The following is a 17,410-nucleotide window of genomic DNA, read 5'->3' on the forward strand; positions in this document are numbered from 1 at the left end:
CCTTTTGAAAAGGGGAAATCCGGGGATAAGCGTATGCTTTCGATGCAGCTTTCTTTCAGAAAGCTTTTAGGCGCACGCTTCGCTTCTTCAGGCTTTTTCTGCCCTCTCCGTTATCGTGTAAATGTCTAGTTGGACATATAATTGCTTTGATTATTCTTTACTTAAACAGCTTCGCTTGTTTTCTTCTCATCCTCGGACCAACTTTGGCGTGTCATGGTACCCCATGAGTTGTTGTTTTGCATGAACTGCACATGTCCCTGCAATCTCCACAGTACGCCCAGCTGATGGTAGCCGACGAATTTCAGCGCGGAGTAGACCAGCATTTTGACCAGATCGGAGAGTTTGTTGTAACGTTTGAAAGCAATCTCCTCCAGGACAAGTGCGCCTACACTCAGCAGATAACCACTCACGAAGTTCAATAGTCCGAACAGAACCAGAATCGGCCATTGCGTCATATCCAGAAGCACATATCCGGCGAGAGCCAGAAGTCCGGTAATCCGGAAATATGGGTTCAATGCTTCAAAAATAACGTTATATGGCATGGTCACCATACCCATAACCTTATATTTCGGATTGAACAACATGCCGCGATTCTCGATCATGTTCTTCAGATTTCCGCGGCCCCAGCGCTTGCGCTGACTGGACAAAATTCGGTAGGAATCCGGTGCTTGTGTCCAGCATACGGCCTCAGGACAGAAGGCAACGCGGTACTTCAATTTGTTTTCCAACATGTAACGGTGAAGCTTGATGATGATGTTCATGTCTTCCCCAGGATAACCATCCCGGTATCCACCCACGGCGATAACAGCGTCCTTACGGAACATGCCGAAGGCACCAGAGACAATGATCAGACCGTTCATGTGACTCCAGCCAATCCGTCCGCCCAGGAAGGCTTTGAGATATTCAATCGACTGGAACATGGGCCAGATCTTGCGTGGCAGCGATACATCTTGCACTGCCCCGTTTTCAATTTTGCAGCCATTGGCGATCCTTACATCTCCACCGATGGCTACCGTCTCTTCCGGATTCTCCATATACATGCGTGCCATGCGGATCAGGGCATCCTTCTCCAGCAACGAATCGGCATCGATGGAAGAAATCAACGGATAGTGGGACAGGTTGATCCCGGCATTGAGGGAATCGGCCTTCCCGCCGTTTTCCTTGTCAATGACATACAGATCCGGGAACTCCGGATTATGGTAGATCCCACGAATTTTCTGACAGGCAATCTTGCCCCGAATCTTCGTACTAGGTACTGGCTTCAGGCGATATTCTTCCAACAAGATCTTCAGCGTGGCATCGCTGGAGCCATCATTCACGACAATGACTTCATACGTTGGATAATTCAGCGTCATCAGGCAGTTTACATTTTCAATAATCGTCAGTTCCTCGTTGTATGCCGGTACCAGCAGAGAAACCGAAGGCACCAGTTCCGAGCCTGACAATGTATTGTATTTGGAATAATGCGACCGCCGGAAGATCGTCCAGATGTTACGGAACGATAAGGCCAGAATGGAAAAATAGAGCGTATTTACAAAAACAACATAGTAGATTGCGACCATGCCGTAGATTAATAGTAGATCCCTAAGCAGTGTAATCCCCTCCTACCGTAGCGACACCTGTGCGCTTCTTGCTGGTTCTGTTCTCTCGTACAGGGCCAAAATAGCGATCGTACAGCAGTCTTTTTTTGTTATGTGCAATCATCTGCTCTACAGCTCTGTCATCGGTTCTCGTGTGCTGCATGGTACTCTCAATCTGCTGCATCGCAATCTCGCGCTCAGCAACTGTACCTTGCACAGCAGCCTGACACAGCGCTTCGAATCCCGGTTCACCGAGCTTGCTCAGACTCTCCGCACTGTTATATCGAACTCTCCAGTCTTCATCCCGCAGCGCTTTGCGCAGCAATGGAATGCTGCCAGATGGATGCTTGTAACCAAGCGCTTGTACCACTTCGGCGCGAACTTCCGGATCGGGGTCCTGGATTAGCTTCAGGATTGTCTCATCCCGGAGTGCCGGACTTGCGCTAAGATACAGCTTCACCGCCTCGGCACGTACATCCTGATGTTCTGCGCCTACCAGTCTGTCGAGTGCAGGCATCACTTCAGGTACAGCCTGTCCCCACATGGCAACCAGTCCGACTTTTACAAAATCAGGATTCCGATCTTCCAGCAATTCAATTAGAATTCTGCTCGTATCCAGACTTGTTTCGAGCAGAATATCTGCTGCCAGATGGTGAATGGACTTACCTTTGGTTAACAGCAACGCCAGCATGTCTTTCAGTTCACCTTGCCGAGTCGTACATCTGGAGATGGATCGACCAATCATAATGGCCATCGGGCCCGGTTTCTCATCCTTCAGCAATTCCATCAAACCCGGAACGGCTTCGGGACAACGCATGCCACCCAAGCGATAAGCCGCTTCGATCTGGCGACCATAACGCAGACGGCCCAGTTCCTTTAGATCATGCTCTACAAATCCTGCTTCACGGCACAGTGCGATTAATTTGTCGCGATACTCACCCTTGAACTGGTCGATCCATTCAATCAGTCTGTCCTGAATGACTCTGCGTTCCAGCGGAGCCAGTTTGCCTGGTGGCAATCTGAGTGGACTATTCTCAGTCAAGGCTGTTTGCAGATAGGTGAAATAGTCACGCTGCTTCAATTCATAAAATGCCGTCTTACGTCGTTTGCCATTGTGGGACATTTTCATGGCAAACAATACGATGACGCCTACAACAACAAGTGCGATACAGATGTACAAAAACAGATAGGCCAAAGCCAAACTTGGAAACATGTGAAAAGGTCCTCCTTTATACTCATTTATTCGATCTGAAAACTAGGAATTTCTTCGTAACTCTTCTTCATTTTTTCGTAGCTTAGCTTCAGGCGTTCACTATACTGCACCTGCTCCCAAGGCTGCCAGCTATATACCGGCAATGTATTCAGGTCCAGGGTCGTCTGTTCACCCCCAGGCCAAGATACTTTCTTCGTGGCGCGGTCCGTTAACCACGGAATGAGGGTAACGCCTTCCACAGCAACTGTGGAGAACTCACGTCCATTCTTGAGCGGTCCATAGTCGATCGCTTGCAGCGAACTCGGATCACCGAACCCAAGCAGCATCCAGGGAATTCGCATCTCCACTTGATTGCCATTATACTGCCATACCGTTAATGAATCCGTATCAGGTTGGCCGGGAGCCGTCGTTCCTCGCTTCAATGTTCCGACCTTTTCATTCATGAACGGTTGAGCAGATCGGGTATCCGGCGGTGTCATCCTCAGGCTGACTGCCAGATTCCATGGGTGGAACGGATTATCTGCGGAATCTGACTCCTGATCTGGCAGCATGTCGTATCCTTCTTTGCCGTACAGACGCTGATTAAAGTCATAATCCTTGGCAATCTCCACCTGTGATTCTTCATCCTGCCCCAGTGTAATCACTGTCTCGAGACCATCACTGAGTGTCCGGCCCGGGAGTAACTTATCTGGTTGACTGCCTCCAGCAAGTGTATCTGTGCCAATTCGCAGCACTGTCTTCTCCGGGTCAAAAGGTTGATCCAAGGTCAGCCCAATATACAGATAGGCTTCATCATGCGTCATCTTCATTTCCTGAATGCCGTCCACTTGGCCCTGCCAGGTGGTGACTTCTTCATCCTTCAGATCATCCCAGTCATCCAGTGTTCCATCGATGGTCAACTGTTCCTGTTTCCCCGGGTCCATGGCAAGCAGACCAAACATCTTCTCGTTTGTCAGCACGTTCAGCCAATATGCCCGGCGGTCAGCCGGGATTTCCAGCGGCATCGTGTTCCATGTTTTTTTGAACCATTCATCCTGCCACATGAACACAATTGCTCCCGAGTACCCTTCATCATAGATATCCTGCGTCAGTGACGCGTCAATATCTCCCTGCTCTACTTCGTTATGTCCACCCTGATTCCGCCCTCCCATACCCAGATGGGAAATACCAAGAGAAGAAGGTACGCCATACTCTGTAATCATTACAGGCATATCGGAAAACTCAGTTTTCAGCTTGCGCAGATAACTTTTGTACGTGTTGTACTCACCGTTCTCATCCTTGATGGTTTGGAGCGTTTTATCAATATGGAACAGATCCGGGTAATACGGGTACACATGGTAGGCTGCAAAATAACCTCCCTGCCACGCCTCCGGCTGAATATGTCGGGCATCCACACTGACGAGATCCTCTTCATACAGCGGCTCGCCGGGATGATCCAGCACATCGGTCGTTACCCAGTTGGTGAAGGTCATCGGATGCTCCCATCCATACTTCTTCTCCAGGACTGCCGTATGATCCAGCAGCTCTGCGAGCCAGTTCTCGAACGGTGACGCTTCTGGACTAGCCGAGAAATGAACTCCCTTGTACTGCGGTACGTCCGCATGTTTTTCATTCGTGTTGTCTACCATCGCCGGGTCCCATTCCGTACCCACATGCCAGGCCATCAGGTATTTTCCTGCATTCGTCTTGTATTTGCCGCTGGACTCTCCCTGCTTGGCAGGAATGTCCGCATCGCCATAGACAGCAGATACAGCCTTTTCAATCTCCTGCTTGAACGTCTGCTCAATATGGGCTGCATAGGCATCCTGCTTCTCAATCAACTCTTCTTCAGGTGACCATATGCCCTGTATAAAATATAACGGTTGCTCCCGGCCACGGTTATATTCGACCAATGCGGAGTAAAAAATCGGTTCGTGAACCGTGTATACCCGGATTACATTGGCTCCCAGATCCTCGATCTGCTGGAACCACCGCAAGTAATCCTCTTTGGTCAGCGGGAATTCTCCCGGGTAATGCCCCGGTGAAGTTGCGCCCAGGTTGACACCTTTGACGAACATCTCCCTCCACGTTCCATCTGGCCCGTATTCCATGAACCGGTCTCCATCGGTCTTGAATTTCATCTCCGTGCCGTTCTCCGCTGTGTACGTAACGAGCTTGGGTTGCATATAGTGCCATCCGGCAAATAACCCACCAGTCACCACCACTGCTCCTGTCAACACCGTTAATAGCCAGCGTCTTCGTCTTTGTCTGCTCATGTCTTTAGATTGCTCACCTCTCTAATATGCATCCTGCTTCAACATCGAATGGTCCAACATGAAGTTTACGAATCTTTCCGCTTCGGATGTCCGCTTGGTAGAGATGTCAGCGGTGTAGTTCTCACTATAGCGCTAAGACTCTGCATTTGTAACTAGGCTGATGGAAGCAAACATGAAATGGAACATTCTGCCCATAATTCGTAAAAAGAGCCATCAACTAGCACCGGGACGCCTCTCGGATACGTCTGATTCCCGAACACTAATATCTGCTGGAATCGCATGGTTTTGGTGCCCTGCTGATCTTGCAATTCTGGAACCTTTATTGTTATGTGCAACGCGGGTACAGGCAACGTTTGCCGTTTGAACACATACCCCATTAAACGCGAGTCATAATTTAAAGTTGCGGACCTTTTTACAGTATTAACCATAAAGATTACAAAATTGATACTATAGTCTGATAACGCATCAGCGATATTCCGCGTCACATCAAGGTTTTCTGAAAAATGCAGAAAATCAAAAAAGGACGTCAGTCCCCCTCTCTAGGACTGTGCCCATTTATAAACCTTTTACAAAAAGCTAAATGAACTCCCGGTCATCACCCAGAGGTCACAGATCTCTCACATTAAATGTAAAAAAGCACATCTTATTTCCTAATTTCTGCCTCTAATATAACCAACCAATAATTGTGTCCAATTTGCAAAATAATTCCGGTTGCCGCATTTCGAATTGTCGGATATGCTTATAAAACAGGAACACTTGTTCCATACTGTAAATAAACTGTTAAATATCGATGTTCAAATGAACATAATCGACGCTAACAGATGAGCACAGCATCACGGATAAGGAGAGAAGTCTTATGCCCCGCCAAGACAGACGTGTCATCATGCTGGCCGACTGCCAGTCATTCTATGCCAGTGTGGAGAAGTCTGCACATCCCGAATACAAGGACCGCCCCCTCGTTGTCGCAGGAGATCCGGCGCGCCGTTCGGGTATTATTCTTGCGGCCTGTCCACTCGCCAAGTCCTATGGAATCACGACAGCAGAACGACTGGGCGAAGCACTCGCCAAATGTCCGGATGTTGTTGTCGTTCGCCCCCGGATGGCCGAATACATTCGGGTGTCCCTTCATATTACGCGCATCCTTCAGTCTTACACCGATCTGGTGGAACCCTATAGTATTGACGAACAGTTTCTCGATGTCACCGGAAGCCTGGATCTGTTCGGCAGTCCCGAGACGATTGCACGTAGCATTCAATCGAGGGTGATGGATGAGACGGGGGTGTACATTCGAATCGGTATCAGTGATACCAAGGTCGTCAGTAAGATGGCTTGTGACCTGTATGCCAAAAAAGTCCCTGGTGGCATCTGCACGTTGCCTCGCAAAGATCTGCCGTCCACCATCTGGCAGAAGCCTGTGCGAGACATGTTCATGGTCGGTTCCCGCATGGCGCAGCATCTCTACAAGATGGGGGTTCACACCATCGGTGATCTGGCTCAGACACCACTGTCCCGGCTGAGAGAACGTTGGGGTGTGAATGGCGAGGTACTGTGGCGTATCGCTCGTGGCATCGATGATTCCCCGGTCAAACCCGGGACATATGCTCACCAACAGCAGGGGATCGGACATCAGATGACGCTGCCCCGGGACTATGACTCCTGGGAAGATATCAAGGTGGTACTGCTCGAACTGGCGGAACTCGTCAGTCGACGTTCCCGGGACAAATCACTCATGGGCCATGTGGTCTCGGTTGGATGTCGCGGACAGGATTATGATCGGCCAACCGGTTTCTCCCGCCAGATGAAGGTGAATGAACCCACCAACATTACGGATGAAGTATACGATGCGGCAGCAGCTCTGTTCCTGCGCCATTGGGACGGATTACCCATCCGCCGCATCAGCGTGTCACTGACCGGACTTGTACCCGATTCCGAAGTGCAGCTGTCCTGGTTCGATGACCGCGAACGCAAAAGAGAACTGGAACGTGCGACGGATGACATTAAGCGCAGGTACGGAGATACTGCCATTATGCGGGCATCCTCACTCTGCTCGTCCGCGCAGGCCCAGGAACGTTCTCATAAAATTGGAGGTCATTATAAATGAGTAAAAAATTGCAGCAAAACGGTATCTTCGAGTCCTCACGCATGATGCTCCCCGAACACCGGGAAGCCTACATTCTTCATCAGGAACAACTTGCTCCTCGTACCCGCCCATCTCTGGATGCCCAAGCCGCGGAAGAAATGTCCCGTTTACTCAGCAACTCGATGATGCTTGGAGATAAGGTCACCATTGCCGTGTTTCACGAACATGACGATATCCGTTACACCGGGCAAGTGCTTCGACTGGACCGTCCTGCCCGTACCCTTAGACTACTGATGGAAGACGGGTCCCGGGATATTCAGATGAACCTCATTACAGATGTGGCCCTAGCCAATGACTGAATTAATAACTAAAGGCGTATATGCCCATCTCGATGTTGTGGATGTTCCATGATAGATGCAGCATTGCCGTTGCCATGCAGGACTGTCTTCCTACACTCCCTGGTGAATACCAAAAGTAGCCGACGAGACATATCCAGACCATTCACTTCGTTCTAAAGAAGCAAAATATCAGATACGTGATTCATCGGCTACATATGAGGGTAGGGATTTTTTTAAAAAGGAAAACTTTTTAGAAAAAGCTCCAGTCGAATTCCTTGGACAGACGCTCGAGCAGATGCACGCCGGCAATACTGTTGCCTTTGCGATTCAGAGCCGGGCCAACAAGACCAATTCCGAATTGTCCCGGTACAAGGGTCAAAATCCCTCCGGATACACCGCTCTTGGCGGGCAAACCGACTTCGATGGCAAATTCGCCTGACGCATTGTACATACCGCAGGTCGTCATAAAGGTTTTGGCAATCTGTACATAACGGCGAGGAATGAGTTCGTTGCCCGTAATCGGATCTGTTCCATCATACGCCAGAACCAGTGACATTCGTGCCAGATCTGCACACGTCACTTCAATGGAGCAATGACGGAAATACACGGCAAGCACGTCTTCAACTTCATCCTTAATGACTCCGTTGTGCTTCAAAAAGTAGCCAAGTGAACGATTCATATGACCACTCTCCGATTCGGACTGAAACACCTCTTCGTTATAGCCCAGCTGATCATTATTCGCCAGCTTGCGGAAAAACTCCAGGATGCGTCGTGATTTCTCTTCCTTGCAGTCACCTCCGATCAGGGAGGACACTGTAATCGCACCCGCATTAATCAAGGGATTGAACGGAATTCCGGGTTCGACCAATTCAAGCTTGATCATCGAATCGTAATCGTCGCCTGTAGGTTCTTTTCCTACATTAAAGAAGACCGCTTCTTCCCCATGATCCATAAGGGCTAGAATAAGGGTAAATACTTTAGAGATACTTTGCATCGTAAACGGGACACCGCAATCCCCAGCCGACACATGGTTCCCTTCGGCGTCCATGATATGTATACCAAGCTCATCCTGAGAGGCTTTGACAAGCTCCGGGATATAAGAAGCCACTTTACCCTGTCCGGTGTGCAGACGACTGGTCTCCAGCCACTCCGGCAGTAATGCATTCAGACGTTCCATGGTTGAATTGCTCATATGTCATCTCCTCCACATCTCTATATAAGCAAGCATCTTGCATGAAATGTACATGGGTGAACCCATGCACCATGATGATACTGAGTTCCATCCGTCTCATGCAAGATGCCCTCTATATCTGATTACCCTCAGAACAGTCCTTTTATCGCTTCATTTGAAGATTTAACTCCAAGATCTCACCAGGAAGACCATCGTAATCGCCTGTCCAGGTGGATACAAAGTTCTGTCTGGTTAAGATCTGGCGGGAAGCAGCGTTAGACGGATCGATAACCGCATAGAGTACTCCGATCCCTGCGGCTTGTGCCTGTATAATCAACCGTGATGCTATGGATGTGCCCTGCCCTTTGCCCCAATGTTCAGGCAGGATCATGTAACCTATTTCAGCTCGGGTCGGGTCCTCCTGATCCGGAATCAATTTGGCATATGCCACACCGGCACCATCTTCACTAAATACCCGGTAATGTCCACAAGTGGAACGCTCATTAAAATCCAGCATGGATTCGAATTGTGTTCTTGCCTCTTGCTCCGGAATTGCACGTTCTGTAATCTGTTTCATTACTTCCATATTGGAAACCAATGCATAATAATCATCAAAATCAGGTTGTGTGTATTTAATGAAATTCATGATATGCCTCCTCTGGGGTACATAACTTGGTCTTCGTCTTGTTGGATTCACCTAGAGTATAACAGAAGCGAATGATGGAATGCACACAAGGCACCACGCTTGCAGGCAGTCAGATGCCCCAATAGGCCAACAGGCTGGCCGGCAATCTGGCAACAGTAGATACCAAAAAGCGGCCTCGTCTGGAGACCGCTTTGTTTACTTTGTTTTTTTAATTTGCTTTTTAAGATGAAAAAATATTCTCTGTTCCGTACTTCCAGTGCATGTTGTTAGCTTGCCCGTGATGAAGGGTTAAGGTTCATCTGTTTTTCACGTTGACGTGCACGACGACCTTGACCTGGAGGGGTGATGATCAGTGCCAGCAGCAACGAGACAGCGCAGAGTACAGCAATCACGATGAAGGTTAGATGGAATCCGCCCAGCAGCGCGCTGATGAATGATCCTGCCAAAGCACCAAATCCAAATCCCTGATAGATCACACCATAGTTTTTGCTCTGATTTTTCAATCCGAAGTAATCGGCCACAATTGCCGGGAATACCGTAATGTTCCCACCGAAGCAGAAGGCAACGGCCGCCACACAGGCGAAGAAGATCCCGAAGGTCAGTGGAACCAGACTAAGTGTCATGACAGCTACGGCTGTAACCAGCAGCGCACCAGCGATGACCTTCATTCGTCCTACTTTATCCGACAGCGCACCGAGAATAATCCGTCCTGCCGTGTTAAAGATCGCAACCATGGCCACTGCGTTTGCAGCGGTAGCTACATCAAGTCCAGCCAGCTGCACACCGATATCTTTGACAATACCGATCAGATACAAGCCGCTCATACACGCCGTGAAGAAAATAACGAACAGCATGTACGCTTCTTTCGTACGTAGCATCTCTTTCACCGTGTAGTCATGACGTGCTACGACTTGTTTTGAACCTTCCTTGCTTGCCGGAGCCTGTTCACGAACAACAGCTTCACGGATCAGGAATGATCCCGCAACGACCAGAACCAGAACGATAATGCCCCAGTACATAAATGCCTGAGCAGGACCAACGGCACCAATCAATGCCGAGTTCACATATTTGAACAATAGACTACCGGTACCGAAGGCTCCGACTGAGATCCCCGAGATCAGACCTTTACGCTCCGGGAACCACTTGATCAGATTAGACAACGACGTAATATACGCCGTACCATCTGCAAAACCAACAACAAATCCAGCCAAAATGTACAGCAACGTTAACGAAGTGACTTGGGAACTCAGAATAAGACCCAGCCCGAGCACAACCCCGGCTACACGGATCAGGCGCTGAAGACCCCAACGTTCCTGCAACCGTCCTGCAAACAATGTGGCAAATGCCAAAGCAAAACTGGTAATTGAAAAAGTTATCGCGACCGAGCTGACGTCCCATCCGAAACGATCAGACAGCGGTTGATTAAATAAACTCCAAGTATAGATGGTTCCAAGACCCATTTGTACAATGATGGTCCCCAAAACAATAAGCCAGCGGTTCATTTTTGTAGGTGCAAATGTTGATTCAGGTGTTGATGAAGCTGATGAAATTGCTGCTTTCATCGTGATCTCCCCTTTGCCGATGTCATATACATGAATGCGTTCACAAGCTAATCATACATGAAAGGGGATTCATTACACCGTTTTGAGCATGAGTTGCATCAGATGCGGAATGAAATGCTTCTAGATGCGCATGAGTTGCCTGAATTCTTTGACTTTACCACGACTCACAGGTACTTCAGCTTCCAAATCGCGCAGACGGAGCAGATACGTATTGTTGAACCAAGGTACAATTTCACGGATTTGAGACAGATTTACGACGTATGAACGGTGGCAGCGAAAGAACGTGTCCTGTGGCAGACGGCTGTGAAAATCCGTAATGCTCACTGGCATGGTGAACTCCCCATTTTTGGTATATACCTTCGTCACTTTCTCTTGCGCTTCCGCATAGTAGATGTCTGCCGTATCCGTAACAATAATATTGTCATTCCGCAGCAGATTAATTCTTCTGTCCGTATGGGAATTCGTATCTCGTTCTCGTAACAGTTCCCCCTGCACAGAAGGTCCGTCCGCCAGAGGGGCTAGTCCATCATCAACACGTTGTTCCACCGGTGCATGATCGCGCTTGAATGCGAGCTCCAGCTTATGGAGCATCGCAGCAATTCGTTTCTCGTCATACGGCTTAAGAATATAATCGAACGCCTCCAACTCAAAGGCTTCTGCCGCATGTTCCTTGTACGCCGTAGTAAAAACAATATAGGGTTTCGTTGCAAACTTCCCAATATGATGGGCAAGCATCATGCCGTCCAGCGAGGGAATATTGATATCGAGAAAAATCACGTCAACTTCTTGTTCCTGCAAAAATTTCAGTACATCCAGCCCGTCTTCAAGACGATCGACCACCTCAATCTGACTATGTTCCTGGATTAAGTAATTCAATTCCTCGCTTGCCAGAATCTCGTCTTCCACAATAAGTGCTCTCATTGATCCATCATCACCTTGTTACGACATCTCCTTTGGGCACATCAAATAAAATATCTGTTCCTTGTTCCAGTCTTGTAATGGTTACACCTTGTCCGTAGATAAGCTTGACCCGGCGATGCACATTATACAGCCCGATCTGGTTACCCGGCATACGGTCATGGTAGACACGCTCAATAATGTCTGCACTGATGCCTGCCCCTGTATCACTGACACTGATTCGTACAAACTCTGGATAATCCTGTACCCGAATTCGAACAGTTCCGGGTCCTTTCACCTTGAGAATGCCATGAATAATTGCATTTTCGACGAGCGGCTGGATAACAAGACTAGGAATATGCACCGCGACCTCATCAATGTCATAAATCACGTTAAGTCGGCTGCCGAAGCGAGCTTTTTCAATTTCCACATAATTACGGACCTGCTCCAACTCCTTATGAATATCGATTAACTCATCCGACAGCTCCAGATTGTAGCGCATGTACCCGGAGAGATTCACAATCAGCTCCCGTGCCCGATCCGGTTTGGTTCGGATGGATGAAGCAATCGCATTCAGCGCATTAAACAGAAAATGAGGATGGATGGTTGTCTGTAATGCACGCAGCTCTGCTTTGTTGGCAGCGGCCTTGATCTCCTCTACCCGCGATACCTCCATCTGGGTTGAGATGATCTGCGACAGACCTACAGCCATCGTTTGCAAAGGATACGTAATTTTGTACGCTTTGCGATAATAGATTTTGAGGGCACCTGTAATGTCTCCTCGTTCTTTGAGCGGAATGATTAACAGCGAGTGGATATCAGGTGTTTTTTCATCAATGACATCATTACTAATCGTAATCTCCCCGCTGGATATAGTCTTCTTTGTCATCTCACTTATAATTTCATTACCGATATGATATCGTTCCTCACCAAATCCTACATACGCCAGTACATTCCGAGTATCCGTAATTGCAACCGCATCAGCCTGAATATCCTCCTGAATAATCCGGCAGATCTTGCGCAGAGACTCCTCATCAATGGAACGGAAATACGGCAAGGTCTTGTTCGCAATCTCCAGCGCCAGCTTGGCCTGACGAGCTGCAATCATCTCCTTTTCCCCTTCCACACTCTGCACCAGGAGCACAATCAGTCCAATATTGACTTCACCCAGAATCATAGGCAGCGCAATCTGCGAAACAATATCGGCACCCAGTGGATCGGGATAGGAAAATAGCAGAATCAATAACATCGTCAGCGCTTCAATGATCATTCCGGCACCAATACCGATGATCCATCGCTTGGGCTTTGGCGTGTACTTATGTATATATCCAGAGACCAGACCTGCCAGGATACTCGTGATCAGACACGGTATAGCTGTAACTCCATCCATATCAATTAAATACCGATGCACCCCGGAGACAATACCCGTAATAATACCCACAGGCGCTCCGAACAAAATACCACCCGATAACACGGCGATGATCCGCACATTCACCAGTGAACCTTCAACATTAATGCCCGTATACGTTCCGAAGATGGCAAAAGCACAGAATAACAAGGTAACCGCAATATACTCCTGCCACCTTAATTTCCCCTTTTGCAGAATCTGCCTAAACCTCGGCACCCTCGACAGAAAGAATAAAAATATAATCAACAGCGCCGCCCGTTCAAATAAACCCAGCAGCATCGTAAACATCTCCAATCGTACTTCCTCCACATCTGTCTGATATAAATGCATCCCGACACAGCTACGCTCTTGACGAAACATCCATGACATCGATCGCTTCTGCTCGTATGCAACAGTTTACCGCTCCCCTCAGAGGAAAGCAAAGTCCATCCTGTGAAAATACATCAACTATACTGCACTGTACCCTATAAAGGTTCATCCCTTAACTTCTATGAAAATGTCCGACTCCAGAAAAACCTATGTTATAATTAGTTGTCATGTTATTCCAATTATTCAGTGAAAATTAATACAGAAAGGTGTTCATGCATGCTTGCCATTCTACTCCTGGGTTCACTTCTGCTCTTTAGTTTTTTTATGGTGCACCCTATACTTTATCTCCCAACGAAGCCAACACCCCGATCGCTCATCGGCGATTGTCCTGCGAATAATCTTAAGCATTTCAACTCTGGCACTCATCGTTCAAGTCTACAACCTTAATGGAAACCCGTATAACAACATTTTAATATTAATATTTATCGCTTCATTAATAGCCACTCGTTCTTTTAGCAGTACGAACAAAACAGATAAATAAAAACAATAGGCCATGGCAGGCTCTATACTATCTGAAACTAATCCAAAAAGGCCAACCAGACGTTCCTGGTTGACCTCAAGTCCAAAATTATGAAAAATTTCGCCTGATAAAATAACTTGGTGTACAGCTCCAAGCATGGCAATAACTGTTGACCAAATTGCTACCATAAGGAGAATACGTTTTGTCGTCCGGGTCGTAGAGCTCCCAGAAAGTGTCCGCTCCATCCTTCAGCATACCGCCCCAATACCTTCGGATCTGCTCCAATGCCTTCTCCTCTGCCCCGCACATAATTAATGCATCAACATAATGATGAACCATGTATGGTGTGGTCATGCCAATAGCTTCTCCGTTACTTGTTAATCGATCAAGTAATTGCCGAGCCGCCGGAGCATCCATGATTTCAGCCAGAACCATCCACACTTGCGATGCCCAGGATACCTGTCTTTTTTCACCACTGACGAAGAAGCCCTGTTCACCATCCCACAGATATGTGAGGGCTGCTTGCTCAGCGTCTTTGATGTGTGCGTTAATCCATTCCTCATACTCCGGCAGCCCTAGTTCTTTGGCAATCGACCTTCCCCTTTTCATACTATAGATGAGAACTGCCTGAGCACCGGCCTGTTTATTTAGTTCTTCATGCCAGTCCAGAAAACAATACCACGTATCGTCATCCTGCACGATGCCCCGATCATCAAGCCGACTCAGTGAAATGTCAATCTGTTCTCGAGCCACCGGCCAAAGTTCTTCCAGCGTTTTCCTGTCCTTGGTAGCTTCAAAATAGTCCCATAACGTCGCAATAAATAACAACGCATAGTCATATAGGTAAATATCGTCCACGTACGGTTCCGGTTGTTCGTACAAACAGGCTCCTACCTGCCCGCCTTCCAATCGTGTTCCGGCAAAGAGATACAGACAACGCTTGACGAGATCATTACAGCCGAATGTTTCATAATTGACGAGGGACTGAAGGCGAAGATCCCCAATCCATAAACGTCGATCACGCTTCGGCCCATCTTCGAATACCGTCTGCATGCAATCCCGAAGTGTCTTCACGGACACGCGATCCATTTCCACCAGCTCCGTGTCGATACCTTCAGGCAATTGAGGTACTGATCCTATGTCTGCTGAAGTCACCGTCATGCAATATATATCGTTAATTCGAATATCGTAACGGATCGACGTTTCTACGACCTCGATTTTCAGATACCGAAAGGCATAGCGACGGTCCAGTGTTAGCGTTCCGGGTAAGACATCCACATTCACAATCTCATCCTGAAGCCACGAACGGCTAAGCCAACCCGAATATGCTGCAAAATCCTCACAGACCTCACAGGGCATTTCTCCAAATGTGAGCTTCAATCTGAGAGGTGCATCTGCATTACTGCGCTCGTTAAGAAGCGACAAGGTCAAATAGCCGACGAGATGCTCCCCGAAATCCAGCGTAACACTGTCTCCCTTGCACAGCACTTGATCCGATAAGTGTTCTGCTAAGCCGAGTGGCTCGATACGCCATCCCTGAAAAGCCGCTGTATCCGGAACTGCGCTCACGATATGTTCCGGATAGACCTTTTGCTGGCGAAGCTCCGGGATCAGCCCTTGGGCCTTCTCCAGCCAGGCTGTGTTTATCACTTTTTCACGCATTACAATGCCTCCTTATCCTTTGACCGCCCCAACGGTCATGCCACCGATAAAGTATTTTTGCAGGAACAGAAACGCCAGTAGCAACGGTAGTGCGCACAGAAAACACGCTGCAAACAGGACATTCCACTGCGTGGGGTTTTGCTGATCACCCAAAAATCCGAGCATGGCCAGCGGTAACGGTGAATCTCCTGCGCTGGAAATAAAGATCATATTGAAGAAATAATCGTTCCAGATCCAGACACCTTGCGTAATAATGACCGATACCGTTACCGGAATGAGCAAAGGGAACACGACGGTCCAGAACCGTTGGAATAATCCCGCCCCGTCGATGTGCGCCGCTTCTTCTACCTCCTCAGGCACACCGCTTCGAATGAAGCCCGTGTACAGGAAAGTTGAAAACGGCAAACTGCACGTAATGAACATGAAAATAGGCGTATATTGATTCGTTGGAATATGCAGCGCATTAATCATTTGCACGATCGGTATCAATACCATTTGCGCAGGTACCACGAGTCCGGACAAAAAAAACAAATACATGAACTTACTTAGCTTTGTTTTCAAACGGGCCATCGGGTAGGACGCCATCGCCGCAAACAGGACAACGAAAACGACCGATACCCCGGTTAACACCACGCTGTTCCATAGCGCTTCCGGAAAGTGCATGCGGTCGAAGGCAGCCTTGTAACTTCCAAAGGACATCTCCCGGAACAGGACCAGCGGATTCGTGTTGTTGCTTGGATCTCGAAGTGATGTCGAAAAGGCAATAATCAAAGGAATCAGGTTCAATGCCATCACTAACAACACGACGACCTGAACGGATCCTTTCCCCAATACTTTACGAAGCGTCATGCCGACACCTCCCGTTTGTTCATTTTCAGGACAAAGACAGCGGTAATGACGATAATCACGGCAAAGGAAATGACGCCAAGAGCCGAAGCTTTACCAAAGAGCTGTTCGGTAAAGGCCATCTTGTAGATGGTATAAATCAGCGTGTTGGTAGCCGTGCCGGGACCGCCATTCGTCATGATAAACGGGAAGTCGAACGCTTTGAGTCCATTGATCAAACTTAACGTCACGTTGATTGTAATTGCTGTTGCCAGCAATGGAATCTTCACATGTCGTAGCAATCTCCATGAGCCGCAGCCATCAATCCGTCCGGCTTCCAACAAGTCGCTCGGAACAGTCTGTAGTCCTGCGAGGAAGATAATCATTGTCGTTCCGATCGTCTTCCAGATTTCCACGAAGATAATAGAATACAGCGCGGTCGAGTAATCACCCAGGAAATTCAGTTCATTTGCGATACCCAGTTTATCGAGAAAGGAAGAAATCAGCCCGTAATCCGGCATATAGACGTAACTCCACAAAAATCCGACGACGATGGCACTGAACAATGTGGGAATATACGCCAGGGAACGGTAAATCCCGGTTCCTCTTATTTTCATGTTTAACAGCAATGCCATTGCTAAACCGATGATATTGCCAGCTATAACGGTGACGAACGTATAGATCAGTGTATTTTTCAAAGAAATGCCTAGGATGTCGCTGCGGAACAATTCCTTATAGTTGTCGAAACCGATATAGTTATAGGCTTGGGCGTACCCGTTATAGTCCGTTATACTGTACTGGAACAACCGCAGGATCGGGAAGATCCAGAAGGTCAGGTAGAAGATCAATGCCGGCAAAGCAAACCAGTACATGGACTTTTTCATTACAGTAGAGCTCATCCTGCTCCATCCTTTCCAAGAGGGCCTGCGGCAAGGGAAGAAGGA

Annotated in this window: 13 protein-coding genes; 2 read left to right on the plus strand and 11 right to left on the minus strand. The window is 48.1% G+C overall.

Annotated features, from left to right (window positions below; translation table 11 throughout):
* Positions 1-161: 161 nt before the first annotated feature.
* The 3 genes from OM416_RS05895 to OM416_RS05905 are packed head-to-tail and all read right to left on the minus strand — an operon-like array spanning position 162 to position 5,048.
* A complete protein-coding gene (locus tag OM416_RS05895; RefSeq protein WP_264927858.1) occupies positions 162-1,562 on the minus strand; it encodes a glycosyltransferase family 2 protein in 1,401 nt (466 codons plus the stop codon).
* A gap of 22 nt (positions 1,563-1,584) precedes the next feature.
* Positions 1,585-2,793 (minus strand): HEAT repeat domain-containing protein, encoded by a 1,209-nt coding sequence (locus tag OM416_RS05900; protein ID WP_264927860.1) that lies wholly within the window; start codon positions 2,791-2,793, stop codon positions 1,585-1,587.
* A gap of 26 nt (positions 2,794-2,819) precedes the next feature.
* A complete protein-coding gene (locus OM416_RS05905) occupies positions 2,820-5,048 on the minus strand; it encodes a hypothetical protein (RefSeq protein WP_264927862.1) in 2,229 nt (742 codons plus the stop codon).
* A gap of 856 nt (positions 5,049-5,904) precedes the next feature.
* On the opposite strand from OM416_RS05905, the gene OM416_RS05910 reads away from it, so the two are divergent.
* Both OM416_RS05910 and OM416_RS05915 read left to right on the plus strand, forming a co-directional pair.
* Positions 5,905-7,149 (plus strand): DNA polymerase IV, encoded by a 1,245-nt coding sequence (locus tag OM416_RS05910; protein WP_264927864.1) that lies wholly within the window; start codon positions 5,905-5,907, stop codon positions 7,147-7,149.
* Entirely contained in the window at positions 7,146-7,487 is a 342-nt protein-coding gene (locus tag OM416_RS05915; protein WP_264927866.1) for a YolD-like family protein, read from the plus strand. Before OM416_RS05910 ends, OM416_RS05915 begins: the two co-directional genes overlap by 4 nt.
* A gap of 229 nt (positions 7,488-7,716) precedes the next feature.
* Here the strand turns inward: OM416_RS05915 and glsA are convergent, their stop codons facing one another.
* The 8 genes from glsA to OM416_RS05955 all read right to left on the minus strand — a co-directional run bounded on the left by glsA (position 7,717) and on the right by OM416_RS05955 (position 17,365).
* A complete protein-coding gene (glsA, locus tag OM416_RS05920) occupies positions 7,717-8,658 on the minus strand; it encodes a glutaminase A (RefSeq protein ID WP_264927868.1) in 942 nt (313 codons plus the stop codon).
* Between the two features lie 142 nt (positions 8,659-8,800).
* Positions 8,801-9,283 (minus strand): GNAT family N-acetyltransferase, encoded by a 483-nt coding sequence (locus tag OM416_RS05925; RefSeq protein WP_264927870.1) that lies wholly within the window; start codon positions 9,281-9,283, stop codon positions 8,801-8,803.
* 266 nt (positions 9,284-9,549) lie between these two features.
* Positions 9,550-10,785, minus strand: a complete 1,236-nt coding sequence (locus OM416_RS05930; protein WP_091034815.1) for an OFA family MFS transporter — start codon at positions 10,783-10,785, stop codon at positions 9,550-9,552.
* Between the two features lie 180 nt (positions 10,786-10,965).
* Entirely contained in the window at positions 10,966-11,766 is an 801-nt protein-coding gene (locus OM416_RS05935) for a LytR/AlgR family response regulator transcription factor (protein ID WP_264927872.1), read from the minus strand.
* Positions 11,767-11,776: 10 nt separating this feature from the next.
* The gene (locus OM416_RS05940) at positions 11,777-13,429 is read right to left on the minus strand and encodes a sensor histidine kinase (protein ID WP_264928830.1); all 1,653 of its coding nucleotides are present in this window, start codon (positions 13,427-13,429) and stop codon (positions 11,777-11,779) included.
* Positions 13,430-14,087: 658 nt separating this feature from the next.
* Complete coding sequence (locus OM416_RS05945) at positions 14,088-15,641, minus strand: sugar hydrolase (protein ID WP_264927873.1); 1,554 nt, start codon at positions 15,639-15,641, stop codon at positions 14,088-14,090.
* Between the two features lie 12 nt (positions 15,642-15,653).
* On the minus strand, positions 15,654-16,490 hold the full coding sequence (locus OM416_RS05950) for a carbohydrate ABC transporter permease (protein ID WP_264927875.1): 837 nt from the start codon (positions 16,488-16,490) through the stop codon (positions 15,654-15,656).
* Positions 16,487-17,365, minus strand: a complete 879-nt coding sequence (locus OM416_RS05955; protein WP_036614579.1) for a carbohydrate ABC transporter permease — start codon at positions 17,363-17,365, stop codon at positions 16,487-16,489. Before OM416_RS05955 ends, OM416_RS05950 begins: the two co-directional genes overlap by 4 nt.
* Between the last annotated feature and the right edge of the window lie 45 nt (positions 17,366-17,410).

The sequence above is a fragment of the Paenibacillus sp. LS1 genome (assembly GCF_026013365.1).
GTDB lineage: Bacteria > Bacillota > Bacilli > Paenibacillales > Paenibacillaceae > Paenibacillus.